Consider the following 19,884-nt stretch of genomic DNA (forward strand, 5'->3'; position numbering starts at 1 on the left):
TGAAACCGGCTTCAACTCACACCTTGAAGTACTTCGCCTCCGGGTGGTGGAACACGAAGGCATCGGTGGACTGTTCGGGGTGCAGCATCAGCTCATCACTGAGGATCACGCCCATCCGCTCGGGTTTCAGCAGCTCCGTCACCTTGCGGCGGTCCTCCATGTCGGGGCACGCGGGGTAGCCGAGCGAGAAGCGGGCACCGCGGTAATCGAGCTTGAAGTACCCTGCCTTGTCCTTTGGCTCTTCGGCCGCGAAACCGAGTTCCGAGCGGATGCGAGCGTGCCAGAATTCCGCGAGTGCTTCGGTGAGCTGCATGACCAGGCCGTTGAGCTCGTAGTAGTCGCGGTAGTGGTTCCCCTTGAACAGCTCGGAAGTCACCTCTTCGATCTTCGAGCCGGCGGTGACCAGCTGGATCGGCAGCACGTCGATCTGGCCCGATTCGCGCGACCGCACGAAGTCGGCGAGGCACAGGTGCCGGTCCCGGCGCTGGCGCGGGAAGTCGAAGCGCAGCCGCTCGGTGCCGATCGGACCGCCTGAGCCGCCATCGGGGGCGAGCAGTCCCGCGGTGCCGAGCACGCCGTCGTGGTCCTCCCCGTGGTGCAGCACCACCACCTGTTCCCCCTCGGAGACCACCGGGAAATAGCCGTACGCGACGGACGCATCAAGCATTCCCTCGGCAAGGATGCGGTCCAGCCAGTACCGCAGGCGCGGCCGGCCGTCGACTTCCACCAGTTCCTCGTAGGAAGCGCCGTCATCACCGCGGCCGGGCTTGAGCCCCCACTGCCCCATGAACGTGGCGCGCTCGTCCAGCAACGCCGCGTAGTCGTGGAGTGCCACGCCGCGGACGATGCGCGTGCCCCAGAACGGCGGCGCAGGCACGTGGTTGTCGGCGGCCACGTCGGACCGGCCGGGCATGGCCTCCGGTTCGGTCACCGTGAACTTGGGGCCGCCTTTGTGGAGGCGCTTCTTCAGCGCGGGCAGGCCCACCGCTGCGGGGTCGGCGCCGCGGGCCACCTGCACCAGCGGTTCCATGAGCGACAGGCCCTCAAAGGCGTCCTTGGCGTACCTGACGGTTCCTTCAAACTGCCCCGCCAGGTCCTGCTCCACGTAGGCGCGGGTCAGGGCTGCGCCGCCGAGGATGATGGGCCACTTCTTCGCGAGCCCCCGGGACTGCAGTTCTGCCAGGTTCTCCTTCATCACCACGGTGGACTTCACCAGCAGCCCGGACATGCCGATCACGTCGGCGTCGTGCTCCTCGGCTGCGGCGATGATGTCCGCGATCGGCTGCTTGATGCCGATGTTGATCACTTTGTAGCCGTTGTTGGTGAGGATGATGTCCACCAGGTTCTTGCCGATGTCGTGCACATCGCCGCGCACGGTGGCGATCACCATGGTGCCCTTGCCGGACGCGTCCGACTTCTCCATGTGCGGCTCGAGCAGGGCGACAGCGTTCTTCATGACCTCGGCGGACTGCAGCACGAAGGGCAGCTGCATCTCGCCGGCGCCGAATCGTTCACCCACAACCTTCATGCCTTCGAGCAGCTGGTCGTTGATGATGGCCAGCGGGGTCATGCCTTCGCTGCGTGCGAGGTCGAGGTCCTCTTCGAGGCCCTTGCCTTCGCCGTCGATGATGCGCCGCTGCAGGCGATCGCCGGTGGGCAGCGCGGCGAGTTCCGCCGCGCGCTGGTCCTTGAGTGCTGCGGTGTCGACGCCGGCGAACATGTCCAGCATGCTGTTCAGGGGGTCGTACGTGATGTTGCCGTCGGCGTCGTATTCGCGACGGTCCCAGACGAGGTCAAGAGCTACCTTGCGCTGCTCCTCCGGCAGGGACGCGAGCGGCACGATCTTGGCGGCGTCGATGATGCCGCTGGAGAGGCCCGCCTGCACGGCCTCGTGCAGGAACACCGAGTTCAGGACGATGCGCGCGGCCGGGTTCAGGCCGAAGGAGACGTTCGAGACGCCGAGGGTGGTGTGGATGCCGGGGTATTTGGCGGTGATCTGGCGGATGGCCTCGATCGTTTCGATGCCGTCGCGGCGGGTCTCCTCCTGGCCGGTGGCAATGGGGAAGGTCAGGGCGTCGACGATGATGTCCTCGACGCGCATTCCCCATTCGCCCACCAGGGAGTCAATGAGGCGGGAGGCGATGGCCACCTTGCCCTCGGTGGTGCGTGCCTGCCCGTGCTCGTCGATGGTCAGGGCGATCACGGCGGTGCCGTGTTCCTTCACGAGCGGCATGATGCGCGCGAAGCGGCTGTCCGGGCCGTCGCCGTCCTCGTAGTTGACGGAGTTGATCACCGGGCGGCCGCCGATGTGTTCGAGGCCGGCCTGCAGCACGGGCGGTTCGGTGGAGTCGATGACCAGCGGGAGCGTGGAGGCGGACGCGAAACGCGAGACGATCTCCTTGATGTCGGCCACGCCGTCGCGCCCCACATAGTCAATGCAGACGTCGAGCAGGTGCGCGCCGACACGGACCTGCTCGCGGGCGATATCGACGCAGTCGTCCCAACGCTCTTCGAGCATCGCCTGGCGGAACGCCTTCGAGCCATTCGCATTGGTGCGCTCACCAATGGCCAGGTAGGAGGACTCCTGGTCGAACGGCACATGATGGTAGAGGGAAGCGATGCCTGCTTCACGCTCGGTGGGAAGGCGTTCGCCCTCGGCGCCCCTCCCGCCGATGGTGACGGCGGCGCGGCTGCGGAAGGGTTCAAGGCGTTCGACGACGGCGGCCATGTGCTCCGGCGTCGTGCCGCAGCAGCCGCCCACCAGGCCCAGGCCGAATTCGCGCACGAACTGCTCGTGCGCGGTGGCGAGTTCGCTGGGTGTGAGCGGATAGTGTGCGCCGTTGGGGCCAAGCACCGGGAGGCCGGCGTTAGGCATGCAGGCGATGGCCACGGAGGACTGCTTGGAGAGGTGGCGCAGGTGCTCGCTCATCTCATCCGGCCCGGTGGCGCAGTTCAGGCCGATAGCGTCGACGCCGAGCGGCTCGAGCGCGGTGAGCGCGGCGCCGATCTCGGATCCCATCAGCATGGTTCCGGTAGTCTCGACGGTCACCTCGACGAAGATGGGGAGCCGGACACCGCGGGTCACGATCGCCTGCTTGCAGCCGTTGACCGCGGCCTTGGTCTGCAGGAGGTCCTGGCTGGTCTCGATGAGGAAGGCATCCGCTCCCCCGTCGATGAGGCCCTCGGCCTGCAGGGCGAAGGTCTGCTTGAGGTAGTCGTAGCTGGTGTGGCCGAGGCTGGGGAGTTTGGTGCCGGGTCCCATCGAACCCAGGACCCAGCGCATGCGTCCGTCTGTTTTTTCCGCCGCTTCTGCGCGCTCGCGGGCGATCTCCGCGCCCTTGCGGGCGAGTTCCTCGATCCGGTCGTCAATGCCGTAGTCGGAGAGGTTGGACCAGTTGGCGCCGAAGGTGTTGGTTTCCACCGCGTCGATGCCCGTGGCGAAGTACGCGTCATGGATGTCCGCGAGGACGTCCGGTCGCGTGTCGTTGAGGATCTCGTTGCAGCCTTCCAGGCCCAGGAAGTCCTTCTCGAGCGAGAGTTCCCGGCCCTGAAGCATTGTGCCCATGGCGCCGTCGGCAATGACGACCCGGTGGTTCACCGCGTCAAGGAGCGCCTGGGCGCGGAAGGGGCGGGGTACGGACTCAATATCAAGCGCAAAACGAGGCATCTCAACAGACTACGTCCGGGGCCGAAACATTGCGCCTGTTTCTGTGTACTACGACGGGGATTGGGGCATTCGTGCGCCTCCTGGAAACCCGTTTGGCTCGCTGGCGGATAACCGCACGAAGGAATCACTCATCGTCCGAAGGCGCCTACATCGCAAGGCTGGGGATCAACGGTCGGGGACGGGCCATGCGGGTGCATTGTGTACACCCAGTCTCAGCGCCTCCTCGCGGATCTTGAGAAGGTCATCAACTTCTACTCTGTCAAGGTGAACGAGCGTCATGTAAACGCGCTCGAGCTCTTGCCCAATGTGCTGAGGTGACGAAGAATTGCCTAATAGGTGTGCCAAGAGCTGCGCAAAAGCGCGGGGCGCAAGGCGAATCCGGTCGTCAGTCATCTTGCGGAGTCTGGGCAGGAGAGCTTTGAAGCCAGCCGGCATGGTACAGATAACTTCAACTGCTTTTTGTATGCTCTCAGTCTTCGATAGAACATCGACCCATTCTGCCAAGGCCGTTGCCTCCTTCGGCGAAGCGCCTCTAGGCCTCCCTTCCATACGAGCTTTCATGTAAGGCTTCATCCAGTCATTCCATGATCGGTCCACCAGATCACGGGTGCCCTTGCCCAACTCAATGTGAATGGCCGACACGAAGGCAGCGCAGGAGTCGGCCGATGAGGACGAGGTTAGATCGAGCAGCCACTGCAATTTTGTTTGGCCCGACCAGAGACTATGAACCATCACAGAGGCGACAATGCTGCTGAACTGGCGCTGACCCCCTTCAGTCAAATCTGAGACTCGCCGAGCTGTAGCTACTAACCCCTCTTTAAGCCCTCCTTCCAACAACGCCTGATTCACACCCCCCGATTGGAGCAGTACCGACCAAGCACCGGCGGCGAAGAAGGGGGAGGAATTCCAGTCTAGAAGAGGCAAGATAGCGAACTTTGTCCACATAGGGTCCGCCGAATACAGGAATCGGAGACGGTACAAAAGCACCGGCCACGCCATGAGCTGGCGCAGAGAATCGGGGTCGAGAATCGCGTCCAGCGCCTCACGCTCCCGGCCGCCAACGCCGTCCCAATCATCCTTGAGCTTTCGCCAATCATGTCTGATTGCTTCAATCCAGAACTCCGCCAACTTCCCCTCAGGGCTGTTGATCGCCTCGAAGACGGGATCCGAGCTGCTCGTTTTCGGTATACGGGGAAGATGTTCCCATGTCCGGAGGGCAAGGTCCCTGGCATCGGGGAACTCATGCCATGGCGGGCCTGGCGTCTGATTTGTCGCCCTCGGAGCCAAAAGTACCGCGACCGCAACTCCGTGCTCTGATAAGTCGAGGTCTACAAGTGTCTGAAGTATTTTTCCCGCCAAAGGTTCCTGTTTGTGAACTCCCGCCCATCCTTCGATGACGGCCTTCAAAGTACGTGAGTCGTGGCGGAAGTGGTCCAAAAGCAGGAATCCGTCCTCCGGCCAGCGGGAGACAACGGTCGCTATGCGGGTCGAAGCTCCCCACCAGGAATATGGATCTAACGATTCCTTCTTGCTCTGATGCATCCTTATCTCTTGAGCGGCCGCCTTTGGGTCTTTTCGGACTAAGTCGTGCAGCTCCTGCTCTCCCCATGGCGCCTCGTCCTCTGCGGTGGACCATCGCACGTCTGTCTGATACCCCGTCATGTCAGGATGCTCTGGTTCACTAAAATCAGGATGTTTTTTCTTAAGCGCAGTCAGCGCGTCGGCCGCGCGAATAGAAGCAGGATCCAAACGGGTGATCCAAACCAAGTGTCGAAAGACTTCGTAATCATGGGACGGCTGCTCTTTGCTATCTGGTCCGTGAAGAACTTCATCGAGCAGACGGGTGTAGGTGTCGCTGCCGGCGGTCGGTAAAACCGATGCAACGAGAGCAAACAATTCGTGGTGAATGTCCGCCTCAAAGAGCAACTTCTTATCGAGCACCCAAGCCAGCCTTGCCGTATCGGAAATGTCAGTTCGGCGGGTCCACCCGTACACGGCGAGGCGGCGCAAGAGCGGAACATCGCTGTTCGTCCACTTACGCAGAATCAGGTCGAGCTCTACGTGTTCGGCAGCGATAAGTGCATCTAGGCAGTCCCTAGCCAGATCTATGACAAAGTCTGAAGTCTCCTCCCTGAAATTGGGTCCCACACTCTCGACGGCCTCTCTGCGAAAAGACCACGCATCGAAATGGGGCCCGGAGGCGACGCGGTTTCTCAGGAAGACACGCTCAAGGCTGGCTTCAAGGATAGGCAAAGCAGCCACGGCCGTCGACTCTTCAAGAGGAGTTCCGAAGTGCTTGTTGGCAATTTGTTCAAGCCAAAAGTCTCCAACCTCGACCACGTACTCGATTCTGTCGCCCAGTACACCAGCGGAAGCCCGCGGCCGTGGCATCAGGAGCGCTTCCAGAATCATTAAAACGTCAGTTTCGGTGAGGGCATTGGCCTCAGCGAGCAGCCCTGCTAGGTCCTCTGTTGCCCCGGGGGCGGTGGCATCGAAGTTATCCAGCAGCCAGAGCGTCCACAACGTGATCCAATTCCTGGGTTCATCTACTCTTTGGAGAGCTCGACATATAGCTCTCCATAGGACCACGTTTGGCCGCCTTGCTGACCGTCGGAGTATCGCAAGCGCTGTTAGTGAATGATCATCGGAGACCCCATAGTTTTCGGCGAACCAATCCGCAATCAAATGCTGGCTGACTAAAAGGGGTTCTGCAGAATTCTGGACAATCGACGTGAAGACTTCCCTGTTCGCAACCCATTGCAACCATTCCAGACCTCGGGCACGGTCGCAGAATGCTCGCATGAGAACGGTGTCCCGTATGGCTCTTTCGAGAAAGTCATCTTCATCAGGGATTCCCGACGGGGAACTTCCGGCCAGGTCGCTCACCAACTGGTGCCGATCGATCAGACCGGAGCCTGCCCAATTGCCCCACTTTTCGATGCACGCCGACATTTGGCGGTGCTCGTTTGCACCCTCATAATGTATGGGTGAGATGCCTAGACTTGACCACCGTGAGGAAGCAGCGTCACCCTCGGACGTGAATGCATAACGTTTTGACCGTGGTCGGAGCCCTCGAGCCAAATATGACAGCACTACATCCTTGTGACTGTAGCCAATGAAACAGACCACATATTCGCTGAACATTCGCTCCAAAAACCTGGCCGCCCAAGCGTCACTTAAGTAAGCGCGACCGAAGTCCTTGTCCGTAACCACCAGTTGCCTTGGATGCTGCTTCAGTGATCCATGTAAGTAGACAATCCCTTCAAAGTCATCGCCCATTGGCAAAGCCGGGGCATGAAACTCTTCGAAACTTACATCATCTCTTGCAAGCGCCAGAGACAGAAAAGGGTCATAGTTTGTCGTTACGATTCTCACGGCCTTGCTTGCTTTCGCCAGCCGGGCCAAGGCAGTGTGCAGCGAATTTCCTTGTTTCGCCTTTGAAATGTGTCGGTGGACGCTCGCGTGCACATCGGTGTGCTCGCGGTCGTCAAGCCTGCCTAGCACTATGTCCTCCGGCTCAGCGTCGTCCCGCAAACTAGCCCCAAACTCCGCCGCCAATTCTGCCGCGAGTCCAGTGAAGCTCGGCAGGTTGGTCGGTCGCGCCATGGAGGCTCCCGCGCCAACAAACAGGACCAGCCTGCCTTCCTCATGCGCTTCCAACAGATCGAGTGGGATATCCACCCCAGAAAAGTGCATTACGTGTCCTTCTGGCAGTCGGATTAGGTGATGATGCCATACGTCTCATTGGGCCTGCTTCTCACAATCCTAAATCGACCTTCAAATATCCTCTGGATTGGAGATGATGCCTTGCTGACGGTCATACACAAGTCGCCTTGGTTCGCGCCAGGTCCTGGAGCGCATCAAAGGTAGAGTCTCAAGGGGCGGTGCCGGGCCGGACTCCTTCCACGTCATGGGGGATCCGCAGCTCACCATCCACCAGTAGCAACTCACCGTCCCCAGCTATAGCTCTGCCTTGACGCGGGTCAAGCTTACTCAGGTGTGTCGGAGCGCGGGCGGTCATGCTCGGAGTCGTTGTACGCGAGACCAAAACAGGGTGAGGCTGCCGTCTCAGAATCAGGCGACAGAAGGAGCGAATGCCAAGTGTTTACTGGGTCTCGCCGGACAGCAGAAATGTAGACAATTGGCTGGGGTGAAGGTGATTCGCTTCCCAAGTTTCCGCACGGGATTTGAAAGGAGAGTCTCAGATGTCTGACATAACGCGGAGCGCAATTACTTCTACGAGTCAGTGCTCAAATACCCTATCGCCGCACCGATTATCGGCGCCGCTCCTGTCGTGAACATCCAGTAAAATCAGTATGTTTTGTTAACCGTTCTGCTCTAAGATTGGGAACCAAGTGAAGCTGCAATCTGTGTCGATCCATGGATTTCGTTCGATTGACACACTATTGAACCTACCGATTCGCAATCCGACTTTGCTGACCGGACACAATGACGCAGGCAAGTCAGCAACATTGGATGCTGTACGGTTCCTCCTGAACAAGTATCCACCCAATGAACGCGATATGACGTACCTTGATCCGGGAGACGACCCGAAAACGGAGGAATCCCTCGCCCTAAAAACCGATAGCATTGATGGCGGTAATAAGCGCGTTGCGGAGACATGCGTCGAGGGTAGGTTCGAACTTTCGAAGCAAGAGCAGAGCGATCTCAGTCTCGCACCGACCATTTGCATGCGACGTCGTTTTCAAGCAGGAGGCAACGCGCTTTTTGAAATCATGCAAGAGCGCCCTGTGGATGAACGTCTCCGAAATTTTCACGGCCTAAATGCCGAAGATGTTAAGAAACTCGCAGCAGAACTGAGCGTCACTGCCGACAAACAAACGAGGACCGCCCTGCTTCCTGCTTTGGAGAGGGCCGCCTCGGAGGGTGCAAAAGAATGGGCATGGGAAACTGCACCGCCTGCGGTCATCAAGGCACTCCCGGCGGTACTACGCTTTGAGCCGGTAGGACAGAACGACGCAGAATATGCGATCAAAACCGCATTACAAGCGGCGTACGACGCTCATGCTTCCGACGCAGAACTGAAAGGCAAGATCAGCACACTGGAATTGGACCTTCAAGAGAAGCTGACGAAGGACGCTTCTAATATCCGGCAACACATCATGGACAGATGTTCCGACATAGGAGACGTCTCCATTATCCCTGATGTCAGTTTTACGACGGGCTTGAAAGCCACACAGGTAAGCGTCACGGCTCGTGCTGGAGAAGGGATCGGGCTTGGTGAAGCAGGCGCCGGACGGGCGCGACGCGTCGCTTTAGCTGTCTGGGAATACACCAAAGGGCTTATTGGCGGCCCGGGTGCCGGCGATGTTGTCCTTCTCTACGACGAGCCTGATACACACCTGGACTACGCCCACCAACGGGAGCTGATGAAGCTGCTTAGGGAGCAGTGCGAGTTGCCAAATGTTCGAATGATTGTCGCCACACATTCAATGAATCTAATTGACGGAGTGGACATCAGCGATGTGGTTCACGTCAAGCACCAAGGCCACCGGACTGTTGTCGACATGCTGGCCGATGACTCCGACGTTGGACGCCATTTGGGCGCCGTTGCTGCTTCCTTGGGACTTCGCAATACTGTGCTCCTACACGAAAGAATATTTGTGGGGGTTGAGGGCGTTTCTGAGCTGAGTGCGTTCCCCGTACTATTCAAACTCGCGACTGGAAGCCATCTTGAGTCGTGTGGCATTGCGCTTTGGGCGTGTAGAAACAATGAGGGTGCGACCGACTTCGCAAAATTTCTTGTCGAACACGCACGCCAAGTTGCATTCATTATCGACTCGGACTCGAAAACAGCCAACAGGAACGTTTTTTCGGACAAGAAATTGATGGAGAAGGGGCTAGACCCCAATAAACACGCGTACTATATCGGCAACCCGGCTGAGTTTGAAGATACCTTTACCGATGAACAGTGGGCTGAGGTAGCCAACGCGAAGTGGCCGCACAAAGATGGCGTTCCATGGGAACCCATAAACGTACAGGAACTTCGATCATCCAAAAAGTTTAGCGATGCTCTACTGCTTATGTTCAAGGAAGGAAGCCTTCAGGGGCCGACTCGTAAACAGCAACTGACCACGGAGATGGCACTGAGCCTCAGTTCAGCGTCCGACGTCCCAAGAGAACTTAGAGACCACTTCCAGGCCCTCCTGGAACTCGCGAACTAACGTCTGCGTCCACGAAGGCGCGCCATCAGGCGCGCCTTCCGCTGTGCAGCAGTTGGCGGTTCCCATCCGTGTGTTCCTGCCGAACCGCAGTATCGAAACCCGTGACAGTACGACTGATGACCACACCAGCGGCAACCATCAGGACTCGGTGGAGAACTGTGGCGAAGCCGTGCAGAGGGTATCTTTTCGGTGCTCGTCATTCTTGCGTTCCTCAGATTCAAAGGACTGTCGATTCCAGAAGAATGGCACAGACCTCTGACAATATCCTCAGATTACGGCTTGGGAATCGTCGCCTTGGCGATTATAGCTCGATAGGCCACCGCGGCTGGAAAGCTTTTCCTGTAGCTTCCGCCGAAGCTATGTTAGCTATTGTCCAGCTTCTAAGATCATCTCGGAGCAAGCACCACCCATAGAGACGAGGACCTTTCCCCTTACCCCCCGGCCTGATGCTGTAAGCCTCTATTTCTCGGGACTCGATACTTCCGTCGGACTCCAGGGCAGTTATCACAACTGTTCGGTTTAGCCGAGATTCTTCAATAACTACATCCATGGGATTCATCCCTGAATCCTGCCATAGAGCGTTAGCAGAACTAAACCTCCGCCACAGGAGCCGCGAACTGCGCCTCATACAGCCGCGTATAAGCCCCACCCGCAGCCAGCAACGAAGCGTGTGTCCCCTGCTCCACGATCTGTCCGGCCTCCATCACCAGGATGAGGTCGGCGTCGCGGATGGTGGACAGGCGATGCGCAATGACAAACGAAGTGCGGTCACTCCGCAGCGCGCTCATCGCCTTCTGCACCAGCACCTCGGTCCGCGTATCCACTGAAGACGTCGCCTCGTCCAGGATCAGCACCGACGGCCTCGCCAGGAACGCGCGGGCAATCGTGAGCAACTGCTTCTCACCGGCGGACACATTGGAGCCCTCGTCCTCCAGCACCGTGTCGTAGCCCTCCGGCAGCGAGTGCACGAACCGGTCCACGTAGGTCGCCCGGGCCGCCTCTAGGATCTCGTCCTCGGAAGCCAAAGGCCGGCCGTACGCAATGTTGTCCCGGATCGAGCCGCCGAACAGCCACGTATCCTGCAGCACCATCCCCAGTCGCGAGCGCAGCTCGTACCGCGTCATCGCGGTGACGTCCACGCCGTCGAGCGTTATCCGTCCCGCATCTATTTCGTAGAACCGCATCATCAGGTTCACCAGCGTGGTCTTGCCCGCCCCGGTCGGCCCCACGATCGCCACCGTCTGCCCCGGCTCCGCCACCAGGCTCAGGTCCGAGATCAGCGGCTTGTCCGGCGAGTAGGAGAACGAGACGTTCTCGAACACCAGCCGCCCGCGACCGCCGTGCGGCGACGAACCGGGAGACGGATCCGGCGACTGTTCGTCCTCGTCCAACAACGAGAACACCCGCTCGGCCGACGCCACCCCGGACTGCAGCAGGTTGGCCATGGACCCCAGCTGCGCCAGCGGCATGGTGAACTGCCGCGAGTACTGGATGAACGCCTGCACATCGCCCAGCTGCATCGCCCCGGACGCCACCTGCAGGCCGCCCACCACGGCGATCCCCACGTACACCAGGTTCCCGATGAACGTCATGGCCGGCATGATCAGCCCCGAAATGAACTGCGCGCCGAAGCTGGCGTCATACAGCTCCACGTTCTTCTGCCGGAACCGCTCCTCCACCTCGCGCTGCCGGCCGAACACCTTCACCAGCGCGTGCCCGGTGTACGTCTCCTCGATCTGCCCGTTCAGCTCCCCCGTGTGCTTCCACTGCGCCACGAACAGCTTCTGCGAGCGCTTGGCGATCAGCGCCGTGATCCCCAGCGTCAACGGAATGGTCACCAGCGCGATCAGCGCCAGCGTGGGCGAGAGGATCACCATCATCACCAGCACACCCAGCACGGTCAGCACCGACGTGACGGCCTGGCTGATGGACTGCTGCAGGCTCTGCGAGATGTTGTCCACGTCGTTCGTCACCCGGCTCAGCAGCTCACCGCGCTGGATGGAATCGAAATACCGCAGCGGCAGCCGGTTGATCTTCGCCTCGATGTCCTCGCGCAGCCCGAACACCGTCCGCTGCACCACCCCGTTCAGCACATATGCCTGCACCCACATAAACGCCGACGCCAGCACGTACAGCACCAGCGCCCACAGCAGCACGTTGGACAGCGCCGCAAAGTCGATCCCCGCGCCGGGCGTCAGCGCCATGGGCGTCAGCATGTCTGCTTTCTGGTTCTCCCCCGCGGCCCGCAGCTGCGCGATCAGCTCCGCCTTGGTCATCCCGGCGGGCAGCTCCCGCGACACCACCCCGGCGAAGATCAGGTTGGTGCCCTCCCCCAGCAGCCGCGGCCCGATCACCGAGAGCGCCACGCTGGCGATGCCCATGACCAGCACCAGCAGCAGCCACGCCCGCTCCGGCCGCAGCGTGCCCAGCAGCCGTTTCGCCGACGGCCCGAAGTTCATCGCCTTCTCCGCCGGGATGTTCATCCCGCCGAACGGGCCGCCCTGGCCAGGTCCACGCCCCGGGCGGGGAATGCGGACGACGGCGGCAGTCCCGGGTTGTGCGGCGGGTGCGGTTCCGCCGGGGGCGGCCGTGCGGGACGCGCCCGACGCCGGCCGGTGCGGCGCGCTCATACCGTCTCCTCCGCTGCCAGCTGGGACGAGACAATCTCCTGGTACGTCTCCGAAGTCTCCAGCAGCTCGGTGTGCGTTCCGCGCCCCACGATCCTGCCGTCGTCGAGCACCAATATCTGGTCCGCGTCCGCGATGCTGGACACGCGCTGGGCGATGATCACCATCGTGGCGCCGGCGGTGCTGCGCTTGAGGGCCTGCCGCAGCCGGGCGTCGGTGCCGGTGTCCAGCGAGGAGAACGAGTCGTCAAAGATGTACAGCTCGGGCCGCTTCACCAGGGCCCGGGCGATGGCCAGCCGCTGCCGCTGCCCGCCGGAGACATTGGTGCCGCCCTGGGAGATGGGCGCATCCAGCCCGCCCTCCATGTCCTCCACGAAGTCGCGCGCCTGCGCAATGCCCAGCGCGTCCCAAAGCTCCTCCTCGGTGGCGTCCGGTTTGCCGTACAACAGGTTGCTGCGGACCGTGCCGGTGAACAGGTACGGCCGCTGCGGCACCAGTCCGATGTGCCCCCAGAGCAGGTCCGGGTGCAGCTCGCGCACGTCCACGCCGTCGATCCGGACCGAGCCGGTGGTGGCGTCGAACAGCCGCGGCATGAGGTTCACCAGCGTGGTTTTTCCGGCACCGGTGCTTCCAATGATCGCCGTCGTCTGCCCTGCCCTGGCCGTGAAGCTGATCCCGGAGAGGACGGGCTGGTCGGCACCCGGGTAGGCGAATCCGGCGTCGAGCATTTCCAGTTCGCCGCGGCGCCGCCCATCCGAAGAAACGGCGCTGCTGACAGGCTTCTTCGGCGGCCGGACGCTGGACTCGGTGCCCAGCACCTCGCCGATCCGGTCCGCGGAAACGGCGGCGCGCGGGATCATCACGGCCATGAAGGTGGCCATCATGACGGACATCAGGATCTGCATCAGGTAGCTCAGGAACGCGATGAGAGTGCCCACCTGCATGGAGCCTTCCTCGATCCGGAACGAGCCGAACCAGATCACCGCCACGCTGGAGATGTTCAGCACCAGCATCACCACGGGGAACGCAAGCGCCATCAGCCGGCCGGCGCGCAGCGCGGTGTCCGTGACGTCCTCGTTGGCCTGGGCGAAGCGGGCGGTCTCGATGTCCTCACGGACGAAGGCGCGCACCACCCGGATGCCGGTGAGCTGCTCGCGGAGCACCCGGTTCACGGTGTCGATCCGCTTCTGCATCTTCCGGAACAGCGGCACCATCCTGATGATGATCAGGCCCACCCCGATCAGCAGCACAGGCACGGCCACCGCAATCAGCCAGGACAGCTGCACATCCTGCCGGACGGCCATGATCACCCCACCGATCGCGAGCATGGGAGCGGCCACCATCATGGTGGCGCCCATCAGCACCAGCTGCTGGACCTGCTGGACGTCGTTGGTGGACCGGGTGATCAGGCTGGGAGCGCCGAACTTGGTGACTTCCTGCTCGGAGAACTCCCCCACCCGGGCAAAGATGGCGCCGCGCAGGTCCCGGCCCGCGCCCATGGCGGCCTTCGCCCCGAAGTACACGGCGATCACGGCGCAGATGATCTGCAGCAGCGTGATCCCCAGCATCAGGCCGCCCAGGCTGAGGATAACGCCGGTATCCCCCTTGGCCACGCCCTCGTCGATGATGTCCGCGTTCAGCGTGGGCAGGTACAGCGACGCGATGGACTGCGCCAGCTGGAAAACCACGACGGCGATCAGCAGCGGCCGGTGCGGCCGCAGGTATTCAACAAGCAGTTTCCAGAGCAAAAGCGGCTCCTGGTCCAGAGCTCACGGAACGTGATGCGAAGGTCAGTTTACGTCCGGTTGCTGGGGGCAACCAGTAGGCGGCCGGGAGAAGTGGGCGGGTTCTCCCACAGCGTATTCGCCGCCCTCAGTGCCGCGGTGCCCCACGTTTTTTCGGCGACGTACCGCCGGGCGTGGGCCACCAGCCGGGTGGCCAGCGGCGGGGACCGCCGGGTTTGCTCAGCCGCGGCGGGGAGCTGAAAAATCGGCGGTGTCGAGGCTGATCGTGAACGGTCCGTCATTGACCAGGGACAGTTGCATCATGGTCCCGAACCGCCCGGTGGACACCTCCGCCCCAAGCCCGCGCAGGGAATTAACCAGGTGTTCAATCAAGGGCTCGCTGGTGTCCGCTGGCGCCGCGTCCGACCAGGAAGGGCGCCGCCCACGCCTGGTGTCCGCATACAGCGTGAACTGGCTGACCACCAGCAAGGGGCCGTTCTGCTCGGCGCATGACCTCTCGCCGTCAAGGATCCGCAGGGTCCAGATCTTGGCGGCGAGGGCAACCGCATCGTCCGTAGTGTCCGTGTGGGTTACCCCGGCCAGGACGACGAGTCCCGGGCGGTCGATAGACCCTACTGTTTCGCCGTCGACAGTGACCTCGGCGCGGGTGACCCGCTGAAGGATGGCTCGCACGGATCAACCCTAACGGGTCCGGGAGCCGGTTTGAATTGCCCCTCCCCCGTGACGTCCGGTCGTGGTCAAATGGGAAGGTTGAACCGGCCGCCCGAGTCCGACCACGGCCTCGGCCATATGGAAGGAAGCACATGACCGACCACCAGGACCATCCCCCGGTCCCCACACCCGGAAGTGCCCAAGGCCTGGACCGCAAGGTTGAGGGCGGATGCCCTGTGGACCGCGGCAGCGTGACCTCGCACGGCAGCGAGAGTGAGAACCCGGCGATCGACTCGCCGCAACCCAAGGGGCACCGGCCGCGGACCGTCGCAGACTGGTGGCCCAACCAGCTGGACCTCTCCGTGCTCCACGCCCACAACCAGGCGGGCAACCCGCTCGGCCCCACGTTCAGCTACCGGGAAGAGTTCCAGAAGCTCGACGTCGAGGCCCTCAAACAGGACATCACCCAGGTCTTGACCACCTCCCAGGACTGGTGGCCCGCGGACTTCGGCCATTACGGCGGCCTGATGATCCGGTTGAGCTGGCACGCCGCCGGCACCTACCGCGCCCAGGACGGCCGCGGCGGCGCCGGGGACGGCAGCCAGCGGTTCGCCCCGCTGAACAGCTGGCCGGACAACGCCAACCTGGACAAGGCCCGGCGGCTGCTGTGGCCGGTCAAGCAGAAGTACGGCCAAAAGCTTTCCTGGGCCGACCTGCTGGTCCTCGCCGGAAACGTCGCGCTCGAATCCATGGGCTTCAAGACCTTTGGCTTCGCTTTCGGCCGCGAGGACGTGTGGGAGCCCGAGGAGATTTTCTGGGGGCCGGAGGACACCTGGCTCGGCGATGAGCGCTACATCGGCGAAGGACAGATGGCGGAGGAGGTGGGCTCCACCGAGATGGGCCTGATCTACGTCAACCCCGAGGGGCCGATGGGCAACCCGGATCCCAAACTCGCGGCAGCATTCATCCGGGAGACCTTCAAGCGCATGGCGATGAACGACGAAGAAACGTTCGCGCTGATCGCCGGCGGCCACACGTTCGGCAAGACCCATGGCGCCGGCGACGCCGATGCGCACGTCGGCCCCGAGCCGGAGGCCGCAAACCTGGAGGAGCAGGGCCTCGGTTGGATCAGCAGCTACGGCAGCGGCAAGGGCGGCGACGCGATCACCTCAGGCCTTGAGGTCACGTGGACGGACCGGCCCACCCAGTGGAGCAACCGCTTCCTGGAGATCCTGTTCGAGAACGAGTGGGAGCTTGTCAAGAGCCCGGCGGGCGCGCACCAGTGGGTTGCCAAGGATGCCCCGGAGATCATCCCGGACGCGCATGACCCGGCGAAAAAGCACCGCCCCACCATGCTGACAACTGACCTGTCGCTGCGCTTCGACCCGATCTACGGCGAAATCGGGCGGCGCTTCCTGGAGAACCCGGACGATTTCGCGCTCGCGTTCGCGAAGGCCTGGTACAAACTGCTGCACCGCGACATGGGCCCCGTCGGTCCGCATATGCTCGGCCCGTGGGTCCCGGAGGCCCAGCTCTGGCAGGACCCTGTCCCGGCGGTAGACCACGAACTGATCAACGAGCAGGACATCGCCTCGCTCAAGGCGCAGCTGCTGGACTCGGGCCTGTCAGTCTCGCAGCTTGCCGGCACGGCGTGGGCGGCTGCGTCCACCTACCGCAAGACCGACAAGCGCGGCGGCGCCAACGGTGCGCGCATCCGGCTGGAACCGCAGCGCGGCTGGGAGGTCAACGAACCCGAGCAGCTCTCGACGGCGGTGCAGGCGCTTGAGAGGGTGCAGCAGCAGTTCAACTCCGCCCAGGCCAACGGCAAGAAGGTCTCGCTGGCAGACCTGATCGTCCTCGGCGGCTGCGCGGCAGTGGAGAAGGCCGCACAGGATGCCGGTTTCGCCGTCACCGTGCCGTTCCGTCCGGGACGGGCCGACGCCGCCCAGGACCAGACCGACGTCGAGTCCTTCCAGTATCTGAAGCCGCGGGCGGACGGGTTCCGCAACTATGTGCGCGCCGGCGAGAAGCTCCAGCCGGAGACCCTCCTGCTGGACAAGGCGTATCTGCTGGACCTCTCCGCACCGGAGATGACTGTGCTCGTCGGCGGCATGCGCGCCCTCGGGACCAACGTCGGAGGTTCCGCCCACGGCGTCCTCACCGACCGGCCCCAGACGCTGACCAACGACTTCTTCGTGAACCTGCTCGCGCCGGGGACCAAGTGGAAAGCGTCGGAGGGCGAGGAGAACGTCTACGAGATCAGCGACGTGACCACCGGCGAGACGAAGTGGACCGCCACGCCCGTGGACCTCGTCTTCGGCTCCAACTCCCAGCTCCGGGCACTGGCCGAGGTTTATGCGAGCGATGACGGCCGGGAGAAGTTCGTCAACGAATTCGTGGCCGCCTGGGTGAAGGTCATGGAACTGGACCGCTTCGATCTGAGCTGAACCCGGCTTACCGAATGATGCTTCCGGGCCGGCTGCAGACGCGGCCGGCCCGGAGCATTTCCTCCCGTTGCTTCAGCCCGCAGGTCCCGTATCACGACGTGATCAAAGTGGCGACGGTGCCCCACTCCGGGCGTCAAAACGGCGCCGATATTCCGTGGGCGTCGTGGAGAAGGCGGCAGCGAAGTTCTGCCGCAGGGTAACGGCATTGCCGAATCCGCAGTCGGCAGAGATCTGGTCCACCGACAGGTCGGTGGTCTCGAGCAGCCGCCGGGCTGCGTCGAGGCGGCGGGCGCGGATCCAGGCTGCCGGCGTCGTCCCCGTCGCTGCCCGGAAGGCACGGACAAACGTGCGGCGGCTCAAATGTGCTTGGGCCGCGAGCCGGTCAATGGTGAGGGGTTCACCAAGGTGGGCCAAGGCCCACTCCAGCAGGAGTGAGATCGGGTCATCCGTGGAGCGCTGTGGCACCGGGCGCTCAATGTACTGCGCCTGACCGCCCTCACGATGCGGAGCAATGACCAGGCTGCGCGCCACCTGGTTCGCCGCTTCCGCCCCCAGCCGGGAGCGCACCACGTGCAGGCAGGCGTCCAGTGCAGAGGCGGTGCCGGCCGATGTCAGGACGTCACCATGGTCGATATACAGCACAGACTGGTCCAACGGGACATCGGGGTGCCGCACCGCAAGGGAATCGAACGCCTGCCAGTGCGTGACGGCCCGGCGTCCCGCGAGCAGCCCCGCGTCCGCCACCGGGATCGCGCCAAGGCACAACCCCAAAATCGGCACGCCCCGGACATGCGCCCCTTGGAGCACACGCCGCAGCGAATCGCCGAGCATGCGCCCGTCGTCGAACCATGACGGCACCACCACAATGTCCGCCCTATCCGCGGCCTCGGGCCCCTTCACTCCGCCCAACCGATACCCCTCGGCGGTTGTTATCTCGCCTGCCTGGTCAGAAAAGAGAACCGTCTCCCACCCGGCAAGGCCTTGGCGGGCCACCTCGTCAAAAACCATCTGTGGAACGGCGAGGTGAAACATGGTTGCCCCGTTGAAGGCGTACACCGCGATCCTCATCCTGCACCTCTTCCCGGATATTGGCCTGATTCCATCGTATATGCGCCTTCGTGCCACTGTTGGCTTTGGTCGGCAGCAGGAAGACTGGAGAAGCCGCCAGAAGGCGGCCTGCAAACTATCAGGAGAACCAAGACCATGACCAGCCCCCGCCGCGCCCTCATCCTCATCGACGTGCAGCAGCAGTACTTCGGCGGCCCGCTCGAGATCCAGTACCCGCCCCACCAGGAGTCGCTGCCCACGATTGCGCGGGCAGTGGACGCTGCCACGGCCGCGGGCATTCCCATCGCCGTGATTCAGCACTCCGCAGGCGAGGGTGCGCCGGTCTTTGCGCCCGGCACGCCGGAGTTCGGCCTGCACCCGGAAATTGAACGCCGCAGGACCGCCGCATGGAAGCCCGTGGTCAAACAATACGGGTCCGTGTACGCCGACACGGACCTCGCCGCCTGGCTGCGCCAGCACGACGTCGACACGGTCACCCTGGCGGGCTACATGACCAACAACTGCGTGCTCGCCTCAGCCGTGGAGGCAGAGTTCCTGGGCTTCAGCACCGAGGTTCTCTCCGATGCCACAGGGGCCATCAACCTCGCCAACGACGCAGGCTTCGCTGACGCAAAGACGGTCCACACGACACTCCTGACCTTGCTGAACTCGAACTGGGCAGCGGTGGCGGATACTGCTACATGGACCGAGGCGCTGGACAGCCGGCAGGCTCTGACAAGGAGTGACCTCGGCAGCTCAGCGGTGGCCGGCTCCAGACTGGTCCCCCAGGCATAACCAGGCCCAACAACTCTCAAGGACTTATTGAATGAAGTGGATTCTTCTGGCCGGCGCGATCATCAGTGAGGTGACTGCGTCCCTTTCCCTGAAGGCTGCCCTGGATCATCCTGCCTTCTTCATTGTTGTTGTCCTCGGCTACACCGCTTCCTTCGGTTTCCTCGCGGCGGTCCTCCGCAAAGGCCTTGGCCTGGGGGTCGCCTACGGCATCTGGGCTGCGCTGGGCGTAACCCTCACGGTGCTGCTGGCAGCCCTCCTCTTCGGCGAAATACTGACCCCGGTCATGCTGGTGGGGGTGGCCATGGTCATCGGCGGGGTCCTCTGCGTTGAACTCGGATCGCACCAAACGCCTGCCGAAGAGCCGGCAAAGGAAATGGCCAGCTCATGATGTGGCTGCTGCTGGCAGGGGCCATCCTTACCGAGGTGACCGCCACCTTGTTCCTGCGTGTCGCCTCCACCGGCAAGCGCCGCTGGTACATACCGGTGGGCGTCGGGTATTTCCTGGCGTTTGCCCTCCTCACCCTGACCCTGGACCAGGGAATGAGCCTGGGGGTTGCGTACGGCACCTGGGCAGCCGCCGGCGTCGCCCTGACCGCACTGGGAAGCCGTGTCTTCTTCAAGGAGAGGATCACGCCCGTCATGATGCTGGGGCTCGGCCTCATCATCGGCGGCGTCCTGCTCATCGAACTTGGCGCCGTCCACTAAGCAGGCCCAGTGGTT

General features: G+C 62.7%; 11 protein-coding genes. 5 read left to right on the top strand and 6 right to left on the bottom strand.

The genetic code is table 11. From position 1 onward, the window contains the following. Window positions 1–16 precede the first annotated feature (16 nt). The gene (gene metH, locus J2805_RS12110) at window positions 17–3,667 is read right to left on the bottom strand and encodes a methionine synthase (RefSeq protein ID WP_309976445.1); all 3,651 of its coding nucleotides are present in this window, start codon (window positions 3,665–3,667) and stop codon (window positions 17–19) included. A 165-nt stretch (window positions 3,668–3,832) separates the two neighbouring features. Beyond that, complete coding sequence (locus tag J2805_RS12115) at window positions 3,833–7,363, bottom strand: SIR2 family protein (RefSeq protein ID WP_309976447.1); 3,531 nt, start codon at window positions 7,361–7,363, stop codon at window positions 3,833–3,835. An 827-nt stretch (window positions 7,364–8,190) separates the two neighbouring features. On the opposite strand from J2805_RS12115, the gene J2805_RS12120 reads away from it, so the two are divergent. Beyond that, window positions 8,191–9,852 (top strand): ATP-dependent nuclease, encoded by a 1,662-nt coding sequence (locus J2805_RS12120; protein WP_396134325.1) that lies wholly within the window; start codon window positions 8,191–8,193, stop codon window positions 9,850–9,852. A gap of 590 nt (window positions 9,853–10,442) precedes the next feature. On the opposite strand, the gene J2805_RS12125 is transcribed toward J2805_RS12120, so the two are convergent. The 3 genes from J2805_RS12125 to dtd form a co-directional block, all read right to left on the bottom strand. After that, window positions 10,443–12,482 (bottom strand): ABC transporter ATP-binding protein, encoded by a 2,040-nt coding sequence (locus J2805_RS12125; protein ID WP_309976449.1) that lies wholly within the window; start codon window positions 12,480–12,482, stop codon window positions 10,443–10,445. Continuing rightward, a complete protein-coding gene (locus tag J2805_RS12130) occupies window positions 12,479–14,227 on the bottom strand; it encodes an ABC transporter ATP-binding protein (RefSeq protein ID WP_309976451.1) in 1,749 nt (582 codons plus the stop codon). Before J2805_RS12130 ends, J2805_RS12125 begins: the two co-directional genes overlap by 4 nt. A 216-nt stretch (window positions 14,228–14,443) precedes the next feature. Further along, window positions 14,444–14,896 (bottom strand): D-aminoacyl-tRNA deacylase, encoded by a 453-nt coding sequence (dtd, locus tag J2805_RS12135; protein ID WP_309976453.1) that lies wholly within the window; start codon window positions 14,894–14,896, stop codon window positions 14,444–14,446. A 131-nt stretch (window positions 14,897–15,027) separates the two neighbouring features. Between dtd and katG the strand changes: the two genes are divergently transcribed. Beyond that, on the top strand, window positions 15,028–17,322 hold the full coding sequence (gene katG, locus J2805_RS12140) for a catalase/peroxidase HPI (protein WP_309976455.1): 2,295 nt from the start codon (window positions 15,028–15,030) through the stop codon (window positions 17,320–17,322). 102 nt (window positions 17,323–17,424) lie between these two features. Here katG and J2805_RS12145 read toward each other — a convergent pair whose 3' ends face one another. Beyond that, a complete protein-coding gene (locus J2805_RS12145) occupies window positions 17,425–18,390 on the bottom strand; it encodes a GlxA family transcriptional regulator (RefSeq protein ID WP_309976457.1) in 966 nt (321 codons plus the stop codon). A gap of 135 nt (window positions 18,391–18,525) precedes the next feature. Between J2805_RS12145 and J2805_RS12150 the strand changes: the two genes are divergently transcribed. From J2805_RS12150 to J2805_RS12160, 3 genes are read left to right on the top strand one after another with little or no spacing between them, the layout of a single operon-like run. Next, window positions 18,526–19,164, top strand: coding sequence for an isochorismatase family protein (locus tag J2805_RS12150; RefSeq protein ID WP_309976459.1), 639 nt, complete (start codon window positions 18,526–18,528; stop codon window positions 19,162–19,164). Between the two features lie 31 nt (window positions 19,165–19,195). Further along, on the top strand, window positions 19,196–19,552 hold the full coding sequence (locus J2805_RS12155; protein ID WP_309976461.1) for a DMT family transporter: 357 nt from the start codon (window positions 19,196–19,198) through the stop codon (window positions 19,550–19,552). Then, window positions 19,549–19,869, top strand: a complete 321-nt coding sequence (locus J2805_RS12160) for a DMT family transporter (RefSeq protein ID WP_309976463.1) — start codon at window positions 19,549–19,551, stop codon at window positions 19,867–19,869. Before J2805_RS12155 ends, J2805_RS12160 begins: the two co-directional genes overlap by 4 nt. The last annotated feature ends 15 nt before the right edge of the window (window positions 19,870–19,884 follow it).

It is taken from the genome of Arthrobacter oryzae (assembly GCF_031454875.1).
In the GTDB taxonomy this organism is placed as follows: domain Bacteria; phylum Actinomycetota; class Actinomycetes; order Actinomycetales; family Micrococcaceae; genus Arthrobacter; species Arthrobacter oryzae_D.